5 protein-coding genes are annotated in these 16,870 nt (G+C 72.8%); 2 read left to right on the top strand and 3 right to left on the bottom strand.

From position 1 onward, the window contains the following. Nucleotides 1-64 precede the first annotated feature (64 nt). From rfbB to IE251_RS34835, 3 genes are all read right to left on the bottom strand, one after another. Nucleotides 65-1,063, bottom strand: coding sequence for a dTDP-glucose 4,6-dehydratase (gene rfbB / locus IE251_RS34845; protein ID WP_189756950.1), 999 nt, complete (start codon nucleotides 1,061-1,063; stop codon nucleotides 65-67). Nucleotides 1,064-1,132: 69 nt separating this feature from the next. Beyond that, the gene (gene rfbA / locus IE251_RS34840) at nucleotides 1,133-2,020 is read right to left on the bottom strand and encodes a glucose-1-phosphate thymidylyltransferase RfbA (protein WP_189757015.1); all 888 of its coding nucleotides are present in this window, start codon (nucleotides 2,018-2,020) and stop codon (nucleotides 1,133-1,135) included. Nucleotides 2,021-2,066: 46 nt separating this feature from the next. Next, nucleotides 2,067-3,311 (bottom strand): cytochrome P450, encoded by a 1,245-nt coding sequence (locus IE251_RS34835; protein ID WP_189756949.1) that lies wholly within the window; start codon nucleotides 3,309-3,311, stop codon nucleotides 2,067-2,069. 870 nt (nucleotides 3,312-4,181) lie between these two features. On the opposite strand from IE251_RS34835, the gene IE251_RS34830 reads away from it, so the two are divergent. Both IE251_RS34830 and IE251_RS34825 read left to right on the top strand, forming a co-directional pair. Continuing rightward, complete coding sequence (locus IE251_RS34830) at nucleotides 4,182-15,623, top strand: type I polyketide synthase (protein ID WP_189756948.1); 11,442 nt, start codon at nucleotides 4,182-4,184, stop codon at nucleotides 15,621-15,623. Nucleotides 15,624-15,686: 63 nt separating this feature from the next. Next, nucleotides 15,687-16,870, top strand: a 1,184-nt coding sequence (locus IE251_RS34825) for a beta-ketoacyl synthase N-terminal-like domain-containing protein (protein WP_189756947.1), incomplete at its 3' end; no start/stop codon positions are given.

The following is a 16,870-nucleotide window of genomic DNA, read 5'->3' as shown; positions in this document are numbered from 1 at the left end:
GCACGTCGGGTGCGGACGTCGGGTACGGGCGTCGGGGCGTGACGGGGAGGGACGGGGCGGTCGGTCAGTCGGTGCGCCGGGCCTCCTGCGCGGCCTTCTTCAGCGGTTCCCACCACGCGCGGTTCTCCGCGTACCAGCGCACCGTGTCCGCCAGGCCCGTCGTGAAGTCCGTACGCGGGGCATAGCCCAGCTCGCCCGTGATCTTGCCGATGTCCAGCGCGTACCGCAGGTCGTGCCCCGGCCGGTCGGCGACGTGGCGCACCGACGAGGCGTCGGCACCGCACAGCCCGAGCAGCCGCTTCGTCAGCTCCCGGTTGGTCAGCTCCGTCCCGCCACCGATGTGGTAGACCTCGCCCGGGCGCCCGCGGGTCGCCACCAGGCTGATCCCGCGGCAGTGGTCGTCCACGTGCAGCCAGTCCCGGCTGTTGCCGCCGTCGCTGTACAGCGGCACCGTCAGACCGTCCAACAGGTTCGTGGCGAAGAGCGGGACGACCTTCTCGGGGTGCTGGTACGGGCCGTAGTTGTTGGAGCACCGGGTGACGACGACCGGCAGGCCGTACGTCCGGTGGTAGGCCAGCGCCAGGAGGTCCGACGCCGCCTTCGAGGCGGCGTACGGGGAGTTCGGCGCCAGCGGCTGCTCCTCGCGCCACGACCCCTCGGCGATCGAGCCGTACACCTCGTCCGTGGAGACGTGGACGAACCGGCCGGCCCCCGCCTCCACCGCGGCCTGCAAGAGGACTTGCGTCCCCCGTACGTTCGTCTCGACGAACGCCGACGCGTCGGCGATGGAGCGGTCCACGTGCGACTCCGCCGCGAAGTGGACCACGACGTCCGCCCCCCGCACGACCCGGGACATCACCTCCGCGTCCCGGATGTCGGCGTGCACGAACTCCAGCGACGGATGGTCCGCGACCGGGTCCAGGTTGGCGAGGTTCCCGGCATAGGTCAGCTTGTCGACCACCACCGTCCGCGCCCCGGCCAGGTCCGGATACGCCCCGGCCAGCAGTTGTCTGACGAAGTGCGAGCCGATGAAGCCCGCACCTCCGGTGACCAGCAGCCGCATGGGAGCACAGACCTTTCTTCCAGGGACGGGAAACGGGGAGGCGGACGGGGACGGAGGCGAGGGCGGTGGCTATGCGGCCGGTCCGGACATGAGGGTCTCCGCCACGTCCATCAAGTACCGGCCGTAGCTGGAGCTCTCGAGTTCACGGCCGAGCTCGTGGCACTGCCGCGCGCTGATGTACCCCATCCGCAGGGCGATCTCCTCGACGCAGGAGATCCGCACGCCCTGCCGCTGCTCCAGGAGCTGGACGTACTGCCCCGCTTGCAGCAGCGAGCTGTGCGTGCCCATGTCCAGCCAGGCGAACCCGCGCCCCAGTTCCGTCATACGGGCGCGGCCCTGCTCCAGGTACACCTTGTTGACGTCGGTGATCTCCAGCTCGCCCCGCGGCGACGGTGTCAGCCGCCGGGCGATGTCCACCACGCCGTTGTCGTAGAAGTACAGCCCCGTCACCGCGAGATGGGAGCGGGGCTTCTCCGGCTTCTCCTCCAGGGACACCAGCCGGCCTTCCGCGTCGACCTCGCCGACGCCGTAGCGCCGGGGGTCCTTCACCGGGTAGCCGAACAGCTCGCAGCCGTCCAGCCGCGCCGCGGTGGAGGCCAGCACGGAGGAGAACCCCGGACCGTGGAAGACGTTGTCCCCCAGGATGAGGGCGACCGGGTCGTCCCCGATGTGCTCCTCGCCGATGAGGAACGCCTCGGCGATGCCCCGGGGCTCCTCCTGCTCGGCGTAGCCGACACTGATCCCGATGCGGCTGCCGTCGCCCAGCAGCGAACGGAACATCTCCAAGTGCGTCTTCGACGTGATGATCTGGATGTCCCGGATCCCCGCCAGCATGAGCACCGACAGCGGGTAGTAGATCATGGGCTTGTCGTAGACCGGCAGCAACTGCTTGGACAGTGCCCCGGTCAGGGGGCGCAGGCGCGTGCCGCTGCCGCCCGCCAGGATGATGCCCTTCATGGGCCGCCGGTCCGCCGTCGTCTTCGTCATCGAGTGGCCGCCCGGGTCAGGAGCGCGTCACCTGAACGGGAAGGTGACGCGCGGTGAGCTGATCCGCGTCGTAGAACTCCACGCGGTCGTGGTCGATGCGGTAATCGGCGAATTCGTCCAGGACGAGGTCCAGGAACACCTTCGCCTCCTGCCGGGCGAGGAACGCCCCCAGGCAGTGGTGGATACCGTGCCCGAACGCCATGTGCTTGTTGGAGCTCCGCCGGATGTCGAATCGGTCCGGGTCCGGGAAGTGGTCCGCGTCCCGATTGGCCGAGGCACTCCAGGCCACCACCATCTGACCGGCCTTCATCGGGTGCCCGAGGATGTCCGTGTCCTCCGTCAGCAGCCGGAAAATATTGTTGAAGGGGCTGCGGTAGCGCAGGGTCTCCTCGACCGCCCCGGGAATCAGCGAACGGTCGTCCCGCAATGCGGCCAGCGCTTCGGGATGCTCGTCCAGGACCAGGAACAGATTCCCGAGAAGCGTGGCGCTCGAAATGTGGCCCGCGGTGAGCAGGAGCGCCACGATATTGACGATCTGCTCGTCCGTCAGCCGCTGGCCGTCGGCCTCCGCCTCGACGAGCCCGCTCATCAGGTCGTCGGCCGGCGTCGCACGCTTCCTCGCGATCTGCGCGTACAGGTAGTCCGACCACTCCTTGATGGCCGGCCCCATCGTCTCCGCGAAGTCGTCGGGCAGGTGGGGGTACTGAAGTCCCTCGTTGTTGAGGATCACGTCCACCCACTCGCGGAACAGGTCCCGGTCCTCGGCGGGGATCCCCAGCAGCTCCGCGATGACGATCACCGGCAGGGGGTACGCGAGGTCGGCCACCACGTCCAGCCGGTCCCGCTCCCGCAGATCCGCCAGCAGCCCGCCGCTGATCTCCGATATCCGCGACTCCAGCCGGGCGATGCGCCGCGGCGTGAACGCCTGCGAGACCAGTTTGCGCAGCGGCCCGTGCCGGGGCGGGTCGATACCGCCGAAGGTGCCCGGACCCATGAGGAGGGCCAGCTCCTCGGGCACGGGGAACACCGGTGAGAAGTCCGAGGAGAACAGCTGGGGGTTGGTGGAGACGGTGAGGTAGTCCTCGTAGCGGAAGACCTGCCACGCCTGACGGGACTCGTCCCAGAACACCGGTGCCTCCGCCCGGCACCGGGCGAACCACGCCAGCAGCCGCCGCGCGTCGGCGTCCGCCGGCTGGGCGAGCGGATGGACGGGCGGCTCCGGTTCCGGGGCGGCCGCGGTGTCCCTGGTCTGTGTCGTCATCTCGACTCTCTCGTGGGGGCTGGATCTCCCTGCCGGGCCGGATGCCGCGCCGTGACCGGCGGCAACCCGGGACACGTCGCGGACCGAAGGGTGGGGGCGACCCAGCGGTCGACGTTGGGAATGCAGGAGAGTGGTCTGGCGGTATCCATCGCATTGCCTGGCCGGCACGAAACCGGTGACGTGTCCGGCTGCCGTCCGATACACGTTTCGGCATGGGTCCGGTGCATGCGTCCGGTGTTTGTCCGGTGCGACGCATCCGGTGTTTGTCCGGTGCGATGTCCGGTACGTGTTCCATGCTGCCGGCGACTGTTCCGTGCCGTCCGGCACGGCAAAGCCACGCCGTTCGCCATGTCGATGGGCCATTCGGTCATTGCCGTGTGGAATGCCGTGCAATGCCGAGAAAGCTAGACGGCGGCCTTCCGCGTCCGCAAGCCGGGACCTGACATAGTGCCCAGGGGGCTTCCCACCAGGTGAGACAACGGCGTTCGGGTGTCACGGGCGACCTGACACAGTTGCCCGGCAGATATCGAGCAGCCGTCCCGGCCGGAGGTTGGCTGACGGAGTTGACGGTCAGCTCGGTGCCCCGCACTCCTTACCCACCCGCTCCTTTCCTCCCGCCCCTCTTTCGAGCGGACACCGGCACATCGCGCCCCTCGCTATGGCTTTGGCTACGGAGACTTGATGAACGCGGAATTCGGTGTGAAGCGCAACGGTGACCACGGCGACCACGGCGACAACGACGGCACGGGCCGCCGGACGGGGTCCGGCCCTGCCTCCGTTGCCGACGCGGGCGTGGATACCCGTCCGGGCGTGGATACCCGTCTGGGTGCGGGTGCGGGTGCGGGTGCGGGTGCGGGTGCGGGTGCGGGTATGGAGATCGGCTCAGGCGCCGGCGCCGGCACCCGGCCAGGCCCGGGCTCCGGCGGGACGCACCAGTCCCACGTGGACGCCGAGGCCATCGCCGTCGTCGGTATGGCCTGCCGCCTCCCGGGCGCCGGCACCGTGGACGAGTTCCGGGAACTGCTGCGTGCCGGCCGCAACGAGGTCACCCGACGTCCGGACGGGACATGGCGGGCCGCCCTGGCGGACCACGCCGGCTTCGACGCCGACTTCTTCGACATGACCCCCCAGCAGGCCGCCGCCACCGACCCCCAGCACCGCCTCCTCCTCGAACTCGGCTGGGAGGCGCTGGAGAACGCCGGCATCGATCCCGGCCGGCTCGCCGGCACCGCCACCGGTGTGTTCGCCGGCATCGCGTCCGACGACTACGCGACTCTCGTGCACCGCGCCCGGTCGGCATCCGGCGCACACACCGCCACCGGCCTGCACCGCGCCCTCGCACCGAACCGCCTGTCCTACTTCCTGGGCCTGCGCGGCCCCAGCATCGCGGTCGACACGGCCCAGTCGTCGTCGCTGGTGGCCGTACACCTCGCCTGCGAAAGCCTGCGCCGCGGGGAGAGCACACTCGCCGTCGTCGGCGGTGTGCACCTGGTCATGGCGGACGAGAGCACCACCGCCATGGACAGGATGGGTGCCCTCTCACCGGACGGGCAGTGCCACACCTTCGACGCCCGGGCCAACGGGTACGTCAGGGGTGAGGGCGGTGCCGCGCTCGTCCTCAAGCCGCTCGGCAAGGCCATCGAGGACGGCGACCGCGTCCACTGTGTCATCAAGGGCGGCGCGGTCAACAACGACGGCGGTGGCGACAGCCTGACCACTCCGCACCGCCAGGCCCAGGAAGCGATGCTCCGTGCCGCGTACACCCGGACCGGGACGCGCCCCGAGGACGTCCGGTACGTCGAGCTGCACGGAACCGGCACCCGGGCCGGCGACCCGGTCGAGGCCGCCGCGCTGGGCGCCGTCCTGGGCACCGCGCGTGCGGAGGCCGGTCTCGCCCCGCTCGCGGTCGGATCGGTCAAGACGAACGTCGGACACCTGGAGGGCGCCGCCGGGATCGTCGGCCTGCTCAAGGCCGCGCTGTGCGTACGGGATGGAATGCTGCCGCCCAGCCTCAACTACCGCACGCCGCACCCTGACATACCCCTCGAACAGCTGCACCTGGACGTGCAGACGGCCCTGGAGCCCTGGACCGAGGAACCCGGCAAGCGTCGCGTCGCCGGTGTGTCGTCCTTCGGCATGGGAGGGACGAACGCGCATGTGGTTCTGGAGCAGGCCCCGGTGGAGCCGGGGGAGGTTGAGGTGGTGCCTGAGCCGGCGGGGGTTCCTGTTCCGGTGGTGGTGTCGGGTGTTTCGGCGGGGGCCTTGGACGCGGGGTTGGGGCGTCTGACCGGGGCGGTGGAGTCCGATGGCGGGCTGGGTGTGGGTGAGGTGGGGTGGTCCGCTGCGCAGCGTTCGGTGTTCGGTCATCGTGCGGTGGTGGTCGCGTCCGGGCGTGAGGAACTGCTGGAGGGTTTGAAGACCCCGGTGGTGTCGGGTGTTGCTGGTTCGGTGGGCCGGTCGGTGTTGGTGTTCCCGGGTCAGGGGACGCAGTGGGCCGGTATGGGCGCGGAACTGCTGGAGTCTTCTCCGGTGTTCGCGGCTCGTATGGGTGAGTGTGCTGCCGCGCTGAGCCCGTTGGTGGGGTGGGATTTGTTGGAGGTGGTCCGCTCGGGTGAGGGGCTTGAGCGGGTGGATGTGGTGCAGCCGGTGACGTGGGCGGTGATGGTGTCGCTGGCCGAAGTCTGGGCGGCTTGCGGGGTGAAGCCGGATGCGGTGGTGGGTCATTCGCAGGGGGAGATCGCCGCTGCCGTCGTATCCGGTGCCCTGAGCCTTCAGGACGGGGCGCGGGTGGTGGCGTTGCGTTCGCAGGTGATCGGTCGGGTGTTGGCGGGTGCGGGTGGGATGGCGTCGGTGGCCCTGCCCGCCGACGTGGTCGAGGAGCGGCTGTCCGGTTGGTCGGACCGTCTGGGTGTCGCTGCCGTCAATGGGCCTGCGATCACGGTGGTGTCGGGAGAAGCCGACGCGGTAGGCGAGTTCGTCACCGCTTGTGAACGCGACGGCGTTCGGGCGCGTCGGATCCCGGTGGATTACGCTTCGCATTCCGCTCAGGTGGAGGCGATCGAGGCGGAACTCGCCAGCCTGCTGGGGTCGGTGGTGGCGCGGGAGCCGGAGATCTCGTTCTACTCCACCGTGGAGCCGGGCGGGCAGGTACGCACGGACGCGGGGTACTGGTATCGCAACCTGCGCTCGCGTGTCCGGTTCGCGGAGACGGTCGATCTGCTGTTGGCTGACGGGTTCGGTGTGTTCATCGAGGCCAGTGCCCATCCGGTCCTCACCATCGGAATCCAGGAACTCGCCGACCGGACGGGCCCGGACCGGGACGTCGTCATCACCGGCACGCTCCGCAAAGGCGAGGGTGGTCTGCGCCGGCTGTGGACCTCGATGGCGGAAGCCTTCGTCCACGGTGTGGCGGTCGACTGGAAGGCCGCCTATGCCGCGCACGGTCTGACCGCCCGCCGGGTCGACCTGCCCACCTACCCCTTCCAACGCCGGCACTACTGGCTCGACACCAGCGACCGCCGTGGCGGTACCGACGACCTCACCTACCACGTGGAGTGGAAGGCGCTGCGTGAGGACGAGACCGGGGCACGGCTGTCAGGGCGTTGGCTGCTGCTCCTGCCCGAGACGCCGCGATGCCCGGCGTTCGCGGCGCATGCCGCCGAGGGCATGGCCCGTGCCATGGCCGACCGCGGCGCCGAGGTCGTGACGCTCGGCATCGATCCCGCCGGTGACCGCTACCGCATGAGCGCGCTGCTCGCGGAGGCGGCGGAGGCGAAGCAGGCGCCGGACAGCGCTCCGCTCCACGGGATCGTGTCCTTCCTCGCGCTGGCCGAGGGCACGCACCCCGATCACCCCGGACTTCCGCTCGGCGTCGCCGCGTCGTCCACCCTGATCCAGGCGGCAGCCGACGCACAGGCGGGGGCCCGGCTCTGGACGGTCACACGCGGTGCCGTGAGCGCTCTGCCCAGGGAGGAAGCGTCCGTCGAGCAGGCGCAAGTGTGGGGCCTCGGCCGGGTGGCGGCCCTGGAACTCCCGTACCTCTGCGGCGGGTTGCTCGACTTCCCTGCCGACACCGACACCGACACCGACATCGCGGATCCGCGCTCGTACCGCCGAGCGGCGGCTGTCCTCGCCGCCTCGCCCGAAGGCGAGGACCAGGTGGCGGTCCGCGGTCCCGGAGTGTACGGACGCAGGCTCGTTCGGTCCGCCGCTGCCACCACCGGACCCGGTTGGCGACCCCGTGGCACGGTCCTGGTGGTCGGGGAGGTCGCGGCGGTGGCGGAACCGCTCGCCCGGCGTCTCCTCGCCGACGGTGCCGAGCACGTCGTCCTCGCCGGTCCCGCTGCCTCCCTCCCGACGGCGCTCGGTGAGGAGACCTCCATCGAGGGGACCCGCGCCGACGGGACCCGCGTCGCCGACGGCACACTCGCCGACGGGCGCGTCAGCCTGGTGCCCTGCGAGGTCGAGGACGACGCCGCCCTGCGGTCGCTGATCGCCGAGCACCCGCCCGCCGCGGTGCTGGTGGCACCGGCCGCCGTCCCGCTGAGCGCCCTGTCCGACACCACACCGGCGGCGCTCGCCCGCGCGGTGCACACCAAGACGGACCTGGCGACCCGCCTGGAAGCCCTCCTCGAGGACACGAAGCTCGACGCGTTCGTCGTCTTCTCGTCCGTCGCGGGTGTCTGGGGCGGGACGGGACAGGGCGGCTACGCGGCAGGCACGGCGCATCTGGACGCCTTCGCCGAGCGGCGGCGCTCGCGTGGCCTGCCCTTCACGTCGGTCGCCTGGACACCGTGGCACGGGCACGAGGCATTCGCGTCCGGGGACGACGAGGCGGTGGCGGCCCGGGAGGAGATCGCCGCCGGGATGAGCCGGGCCGGCCTCACCCCGCTCGACCCGCGGCGCGCCGTCGACGCGCTCTTCCGGGCCGTGGGCCGGGGGGCCGGCGCCGTGGTCGTCGCCGAGGTGGACTGGGAGCGGTTCGCCGCGGCCCGCGAAGCCGTACGGCCGTCGGCCCTCTTCGAGGGGGTCGCGGCCACGCGCCGGCCCCGGACCGCCACGGGGGACAGCGGCGCCCACGCGGGCGTGGCGGCGGGGGCGGACGCCTCCCCGGTGGACACCGCCCCGGCGGACGACGCCGGCTCCGACGGCCGCCGGGAGACCCCCGAGGTGGTCCGCCTGCTGGCGGGCAAGTCCGACGAGGAGCAACTGAGGCTCCTGCTGCGGTTGGTGCGGGGCCACGCGGCGACGGTCCTGGGCCAGTCCTCGCTCGACGCCGTCGACACGAGGCAGCCGTTCAAGGACCTCGGCTTCAACTCCGTGACCGCCGTCGAACTGCGCAACCGGCTGAGGACCGCCACCGGTCTCACGCTCTCCGCCTCCCTGGTCTTCGACCACCCCGATCCGGCCGCTCTCGCACGGCACTTGCGGGAGCAGGCCCTGGAGCAGGGGGCGGCGAAGCCGGCCGGCACCGGTGATGCCCTCGTACGGTCCGCGGCGCCCCCCGGCCCGGCCGCCGGCCACGCCTCCGAGCCCATCGCCATCGTGGCGATGGCGTGCCGGTTCCCCGGTGGCGTCTCCACGCCCGAGGAGCTGTGGCGGCTGCTGAGCGACGGGGGTGACGCGATCAGCGCCTTCCCGGGCAACCGGGGCTGGAGCCTGGAGGAGCTGTACGACGCGGACCCGGACGCGAGCGGCCGTACGTACGTCCGGGAAGGGGGCTTCCTGCACGAGGCGCCGGACTTCGACCCCGCCTTCTTCGGCATCTCGCCGCGTGAGGCGCTGGCGATGGACCCGCAGCAGCGGTTGATGCTGGAGACCTCGTGGGAGGCGTTCGAACGGGCCGGGATCGATCCGTCCGCGCTGCGCGGCAGCCGCACCGGCGTGTTCGTCGGCACCAACGGCCAGCATTACCTGGGCCTCCTGCAGAACGGTGAGGAGAGCTTCGACGGCTACCTGGGCACCGGCAACTCGGCCAGCGTGATGTCCGGCCGGCTCTCGTACGTCTTCGGCCTCGAAGGCCCGGCCCTGACCGTCGACACGGCGTGCTCGGCCTCGCTGGTGGCGCTGCACCTGGCCGTGCAGGCGCTGCGCCGCGACGAGTGCTCGATGGCGCTGGCGGGCGGTGCGACGGTCATGTCCACCCCCGAGATGCTGGTGGAGTTCTCGCGGCAGCGGGTCCTGTCGCCCGGCTGCCGGTCGCGGGCCTTCGCCGGCGCGGCCGACGGCGTGGTGCTCGGCGAGGGCGCGGGCGTCCTGCTCCTGGAACGGCTGTCCGACGCCGAGCGGCTCGGGCACCCCGTACTGGCCGTCGTCCGGGGCTCCGCCGTCAACCAGGACGGCGCCAGCAACGGCCTGACCGCGCCCAACGGCCCCTCGCAGCAGCGGGTCATCCGCGAGGCGCTCGCGGACGCCGGGCTGCGTGCCGAGGACGTCGACGCCGTGGAGGCGCACGGCACCGGCACCCCGCTCGGCGACCCCATCGAGGCCCAGGCCCTGCAGGTGACGTACGGCGCGTCACGGGAGCCCGGCAAGCCGCTCCGGCTCGGCTCGGTGAAGTCCAACATCGGCCACGCGCAGGCCGCGGCCGGCGTGGCCGGGGTGATGAAGACCGTGCTCGCCCTGCGCAACGGCGTCCTGCCGCGGACCCTGCACGTCGACGAGCCGAGCCCGCGCGTGGACTGGTCGTCCGGCACGGTCGCGCTCCTCACCGAGCCGGTGCCGTGGCCCGAGGGGGAGACCCCGCGCCGGGGCGGGGTGTCGGCCTTCGGCATCAGCGGCACCAACGCGCACGTCCTCATCGAAGAGGCACCGCGCCCGGCCCACCGCCCCGACACCCTCCGGCACCCCGCACCGGTCGGCGGCGGACACGATGGCCTCGAACCGGACGGCACCGGCGGCCCCGAACCGGACGGCACCGGCGGTCACGACGGCATCGCCCCCCTCGTGCTCTCCGCCCGTACGGAAGCGGCGCTCCAGGCGTACGCGGACCGCCTGCGCGGCGCGTTCCTCGACGACCCCGGCCTGCGGCCGGCGGACGCCGGGCTCACCCTGCTCACCGCCCGCGCCCGCTTCGAGCACCGGGCCGTGGTCGGCGGCGCGGACCGCGAGGAACTGCTGCACGCCCTGCGGGCTCTCGCCGAGGGCCGGGAGCACCCGTCCGTGGCCCGTCACCGGGCCGTCCCGGCGGACGGCGGCGCGGTGTTCGTCTTCCCCGGCCAGGGCTCCCAGTGGCCGGCCATGGCCGAAGGGCTGCTCGACCGTTCGGTGGCCTTCCGCGAGTCCGCCGAGGCGTGCGACGCCGCACTGCGCCCGTTCCTCGACTGGTCGGTCCTGGACGTACTCCGGCAGGTGCCGGGGGCGCCGTCGCTCAGCCGGGTCGACGTCGTCCAGCCCGTGCTCTTCACCATGATGGTGTCGCTGGCCGCATGCTGGCGCGCCGCGGGAGTACAGCCGTCGGCGGTCGTCGGGCACTCCCAGGGCGAGATCGCCGCCGCGTACATCGCGGGGGGCCTCACCCTGGAGGACGCCGCACGGATCGTGGCCCTGCGCAGCCAGGCGTGGCTGACCCTCGCGGGCAAGGGCGGCATGGTCGCCGTGTCGCTGCCGGCCGAGCAGGTGCGCGTCCGACTGGAGCGCTTCGGCGACCGCCTGTCGGTGGCGGCCGTCAACAGTCCGGGCACGGCGGCCGTGGCGGGCGACCCCGAGTCGCTGCGCGAGCTCCTCGCCGAGCTGGAGGCGGACGGCGTCCACGCGCGTGCGATCCCCGGAGTGGACACGGCCGGGCACTCGGCCCAGGTGGAGGCCCTGCGGGAGCGGCTCATGCGGGAGCTGGCCCCGGTCGCCCCCCGCTCCGGCGACATCCCGTTCTACTCCACCGTCACCGGCGGGCCGCTCGACACCGCCGAGCTGGACGCCGCCTACTGGTACCGCAACATGCGTGAGCCGGTCGAGTTCGAGCAGGCCACCCGTGCGCTGCTCGCCGACGGCCACCACGCCTTCCTGGAGACGAGTCCGCACCCCATGCTGGCCGTCTCACTGGAGCAGACCGTCGCCGACGCCGGCACGCCCGCCGCGGTCCTGCACACCCTGCGCCGGGAGAAGGGCGGTACGAGGAACTTCGCCCTCGCGCTCGCCTCCGCCTGCGCCCAGGGGGCCGACATCGACGCGGCGGCGCTGTACGGCCCGGAGGCGAGGCCGGCCGGCCTGCCCACCTATCCTTTCCAGCGCCGGCGTTACTGGTACCACCCGCCTGCCCGGCGCGGTGACACGGCGTCCGTCGGACTGGCCGACGCGGGGCACGCGCTGCTCGGCGCGGGGGTGGAACTCCCCGACGCGGCGGGCCACGTCTACACCGCGCGGCTCGGCGCCGGCACCCGGCCCTGGCTCGCCGAACACGCCCTGCTCGGCACGGTCCTGTTGCCCGCCACCGGATTTGTCGACCTGGTGCTGTGGGCCGGCGCCCAGTCCGGTTGCGGACAGATCGACGAACTCGCCCTGCGTACACCTCTCGTCCTCCCCGGCGACGACGCCGGCCCGGCCGGTACGGACACCGTGGAACTGCGTGTCCAGGTCGGCCCCGAGGACGAGGAGGGCCACCGCACGGTCACCGTGCACTCCCGGGAGGCGGGCGCCCCGCCGCGGTCGCCCTGGACCCTGCACGCGCAGGCGACCGTCACCCCCGCCTCCTCCGCCGGCACCCTCACCGAAAGCCCGGCTGCCGGGCTGCCGACGGCCGACGCGCCGGCGGCCGGCGGGTCCGACGGGTGGCCGGCGCCCGGCGCCGCGTGGCCGCCTGCCGGGGCCCGGCCGGCCGGAGTCCCCGACCCCGCCGCCTTCTACGCCGCCTTCGCGGAGCGCGGCTACGACTACGGCATCACCTTCCAGGGGTTCCGTACCGGCTGGCGCGACGGCGACACCGTGTACGCGGACGTCGCCCTGCCCGGACCGGCGGCAGGCGAGGCGCGTGATCACGACATCCACCCGGCCCTGCTGGACGCGGCCCTTCAGGCCATGAGCCTGGGCGGGTTCTTCCCCGCCGACGGCCAGGCCCGCATGCCGTTCGCCCTGCGAGGCGTACGCCTGTACGCCGCCGGCGCCGACCGGCTGCGCGTCACCGTCTCGCCCGTCGGCGCGGAAGCCGTGCGCCTGCTCTGCGCCGACGGGGAGGGGAGGCCCGTCCTGGCGATCGACGAACTCGTCGTCCGCCCGGTCCCCGCGGAACAGCTCGCCGAGCGGTCCGGCGCCGCTGGCGGCGGGCGCCCCGGCACGGGCAGCGGCTCGCTGTACCGGGTCCTGTGGGAGCGGAAGCCCGCGCCCGCGTCCGTGCCCGCCCAGCGCTGGGCGATCGTCGGCGACGACCGCGGCGGCCTCGCCGGCGCGCTCACCCGTGCGGGCGCCGACTGCGCGACCCACCCCGGCCTGGAGTCACTGCTCGACGCCTGCTCCACCGAGGGGGCCCTGCCCGACGGTGTCGTCGTGCAGCTGCCGCACTTCCCGGGTGTCCCGGACCCCTGCACGGTGCGCGCCGTCCTGGACAGGACCCTCGAGGTGGCACAGCACTGGCTGACAGCCGCCGGCCAGTCGTCCGCCAAGCTGGTCGTCGTCACCCGCGGCGCCGTCGCCGTCGGCCCGGGCGAGACCGTACGGGACACGGCTGCCGCCTCCGCCTGGGGACTGGTGCGTTCCGCCCAGTCCGAGGAGCCCGGCCGGATGGTGCTGCTCGATCTCGGCCCGGACGACGACGCCGTCGACGGCGGTGCCCTGGCGGCCGCGCTCGCCTGTGGTGAGCCGCAGCTCGCGGTCCGCGGCGAGCACGTGCACGCACCCCGTCTGGCCCCCATGGGCCCGGACACCCCCGACACCCTGCACCTGCCCGACGCCGGAACCGACCTCGGTACGGCCGAAGCCACCGAACCCACCGAGTCCGCCGGGTCGGCTGGAAGGGCCCGCTCCGCCGCCTGGCGGCTGGGCACCCGCGGCGACGGCACCCTGGAGGGGCTGCGCCTGGAACCGGCGCCGGACACCCTGGCACCGCTGCGACCCGGCCAGATACGCGTCTCCGTACGGGCTGCCGGGCTGAACTTCCGCGACACGCTCATCGCGCTCGGCATGTACCCGGGCCACGGCGTCATGGGCGCCGAGGGCGCCGGCGTGGTGACCGAGACCGGTCCCGGCGTCACCGGCCTCGCCCCGGGCGACCGGGTGCTGGGCATGTGGACCGGCGGCTTCGGCCCGTACGCCGTCGCCGACCACCGCATGGTGGCCCGGATCCCCGACGGCTGGTCGTACGCGCAGGCCGCCTCCGTCCCGGCCGTGTTCCTCACCGCCCACTACGCCCTCGGCCGGCTCGCCCAGGCCCGTCCCGGCCAGACGCTGCTGATCCACGCGGCGACGGGCGGTGTCGGCATGGCGGCACTCCAGCTCGCGCGGCACCTCGGCCTGACGGTGTACGCGACCGCGAGCACCCCGAAGTGGGACACGCTGCGCGCGCTGGGCCTGTCCGACGGGCAGATCGCGAACTCCCGCACGCTGGACTTCGCCGACCGCTTCCTGGAGGAGACCGGCGGCCGAGGAGTGGACATCGTCCTCAACTCCCTCGCCGGCGACTTCGTCGACGCCTCACTGCGCCTGCTGCCCCGAGGCGGCCACTTCCTGGAACTGGGCAAGGCCGACGTACGAGACCCCCGGACCATCGCCGACCGCCACCCCGGCACCGCCTACCGGCCCTTCGACCTGGTCGAGGCCGGCCCGGAGACGGTCGGCGCGATGCTGACGGAACTGCTGGAACTCTTCGAGGCCGGAGTGCTGCACCCGCTGCCGCTGACCGTCCACGACGTACGCCACGCCCGCCGCGCCTTCCGGGCGCTCAGCCAGGGCAAGCACACCGGCAAGCTCGTGCTCACCATGCCACCCGTCTTCGACCCGCACGGCACCGTGCTCATCACCGGCGGCACCGGAACGCTCGGCAGCGCGATCGCCCGCCATCTGGCCGGCGAGCACGGCGTACGCCACCTCCTCATCGCCGGACGCCAGGGCGGGGAGGCGGAGGGCGCGGAGGACCTCGTGCGGGAGCTCGCCGAACTCGGCGCCGACGTGACCGTACGGGCCTGTGACGCGGCCGACCGCGACCAGCTCGCGGCCCTGATCGACGCCGTCCCGACGGCACACCCGCTGCGTGCGGTCGTGCACACCGCCGGCGTCCTGGACGACGGCACGCTGCCGTCGCTCACCCCGGAGAGGATGGACGCCGTGCTGCGGCCCAAGGTCGACGCGGTCCTCAACCTCCACGAGCTGACCCGGGACCTCGACCTGTCGGCCTTCGTCCTGTGCTCGTCCTCCTCCGCGCTGTTCGGCAGCCCGGGGCAGGGCAGCTACGCGGCGGCCAACGCCTTCGTGGACGCCTTCGCCCAGTACCGGCGCGGGACGGGGCTGCCCGCCCTCTCCCTCGCCTGGGGACTGTGGGCACGCAACAGCGGGATGGCGGAACACCTCGACCAGGACGGCATGCACCGCCGGCTCGCCCGCGGTGGCATCCTGCCCCTGACCGACGCCGAGGGGGTGGCCCTCTTCGACGAGACCCGGCGCTGGGACGAGGCCCTCCAGGTCCCGATCCGACTCCACCATGCCGCCCTGCGGGCCCAGGACACGGTCCCGCCCTTCCTGAGCGGCCTCGTACGGAGCCGGCGCGGTCCCCTCACGGCCACCGCCCCGGCACAGCCCGACGCGCCCACGGCGGCCCCGAGCATGGTCCTCGGGGACCGCCTCGCCCAACTCCCGCCCGCAGAGCAGATGGACGCGGTGCTGGAAGCCGTACGCACCCACGCGGCGGCCGTACTCGGTTACGCGGAGAACGGCGAGCTCTCCGCCGAACGGAACTTCCGCGAGCTGGGCTTCGACTCGCTGACCGCGGTGGAGCTGCGCAACCGCCTCACCGCCGCCACGGGCCTCCGGCTCGCCGCCACCCTGGTGTTCGACCACCCCACCCCCGAAGCACTCGCCCGGCACCTCCACGACCGCCTTGCCCCGGACACCCCGGCGGAGAGCGGTGACGTGTCACTCGCCACCGAACTGGACCGTCTGGAAAGGCTGTTCACCCGCCTCACCGAACAGGGCGGCCTGGACACCGCCCTCCCCGACGGCACCGCCCGGCACGACATCACGAACCGGCTCGCCGCCCTGACCGGACTGTGGGACCGGCTCAACGGCACGAGCGGCGACGACCCCGCCGGACCGGCGGACGACGAGGTGACCGGAACGCTCGACGCCGCCGACGACGAAGAACTCTTCGCCTTCATCGACGAGCGGTTCTGATCCTTCCCTCCCCCTCACCACCACCCGCACCGACCGAACGAACCACCACGGGGTGACGAAAGCATGGCTGACGAGCAGGAGCTCCGCGCTTACCTGAAGCGGACCACCATCGAACTCCACCGTGCCACCACACGGTTGAAGAAGACGGAGGAGCAGGCGCACGAGCCCATCGCGATCGTCGGCATGGCGTGCCGCTTCCCGGGCGGGGTGGGCTCCCCCGAGGACCTGTGGGAGCTGGTGGCGACCGGGACGGACGCGGTCTCGCCGTTCCCGTCCGACCGCGGCTGGGACGTCGCGGGGTTGTACGACCCCGACCCCGCCGCCGTCGGGCGGACCTACTGCCGCGAGGGCGGTTTCCTGCACGGGGCCGGGGAGTTCGACGCGGGGTTCTTCGGGATCTCACCCCGTGAGGCGGTGGCGATGGATCCCCAGCAGCGGTTGCTGCTGGAGACGTCGTGGGAGGCGCTGGAGCGGGCCGGTATCGATCCCCGCACCCTGCGCGGATCGCGGACCGGTGTGTACGTCGGCGCCTGGGACGGCGGCTACACACGCGACGTCGACGCCTCCTCCGCAGAACTGGAAGGAGACCTGCTGACCGGCGGGGTCGTGAGCTTCAGCTCGGGCCGGATCTCCTACGTCCTGGGGCTCGAGGGTCCCGCGATGTCGGTGGACACGGCCTGTTCGTCGTCGTTGGTGGCGTTGCACCTGGCGGTGCAGGCGCTGCGCCGGGGAGAGTGCGACCTCGCCCTGGCCGGCGGCGTCACCGTGATGGCGACACCCACGGTGTTCGTGCAGTTCTCCCGCCAGCGAGGCGTCGCCCCGGACGGCCGGTGCAAGGCGTTCTCCGACGAGGCCGACGGCTTCGGCCCCGCGGAAGGCGTGGGCGTGCTGGCGGTGGAGCGGTTGTCGGATGCGCGGCGTCGTGGGCATCGGGTGCTGGCGGTGGTGCGGGGGTCGGCGGTGAATCAGGACGGTGCGAGTAACGGGTTGACGGCGCCGAGTGGTCCGTCGCAGGAGCGGGTGATCGCTCGGGCTCTGGCCGATGCGCGGCTTACCGCGGGTGATGTGGATGTGGTGGAGGCGCATGGGACGGGGACCCGGTTGGGGGATCCGATCGAGGCGCAGGCGCTGTTGGCGACGTATGGGCGGGGTAGGTCTGCTGATCGGCCTTTGTGGTTGGGGTCGTTGAAGTCGAACATCGGTCATGCGCAGGCGGCTGCTGGGGTTGCGGGTGTGATCAAGATGGT

Origin of the sequence: Streptomyces eurythermus (genome assembly GCF_014649115.1) — a bacterium.
Classification (GTDB): domain Bacteria; phylum Actinomycetota; class Actinomycetes; order Streptomycetales; family Streptomycetaceae; genus Streptomyces; species Streptomyces eurythermus.
Note: the sequence above shows the minus strand (reverse complement) of the source record. Positions and strands in the feature narration are given on the sequence as shown.

What these genes read in the sequence shown, in the direction of transcription:
- IE251_RS34830 (WP_189756948.1), top strand. Translation starts at nt 4,182, where the DNA reads ATGGAGATCGGCTCAGGCGCCGGCGCCGGCACCCGGCCAGGCCCGGGC.
- IE251_RS34835 (WP_189756949.1), bottom strand. Translation starts at nt 3,311, where the DNA reads ATGACGACACAGACCAGGGACACCGCGGCCGCCCCGGAACCGGAGCCG.
- rfbB (WP_189756950.1), bottom strand. Translation starts at nt 1,063, where the DNA reads ATGCGGCTGCTGGTCACCGGAGGTGCGGGCTTCATCGGCTCGCACTTC.
- rfbA (WP_189757015.1), bottom strand. Translation starts at nt 2,020, where the DNA reads ATGAAGGGCATCATCCTGGCGGGCGGCAGCGGCACGCGCCTGCGCCCC.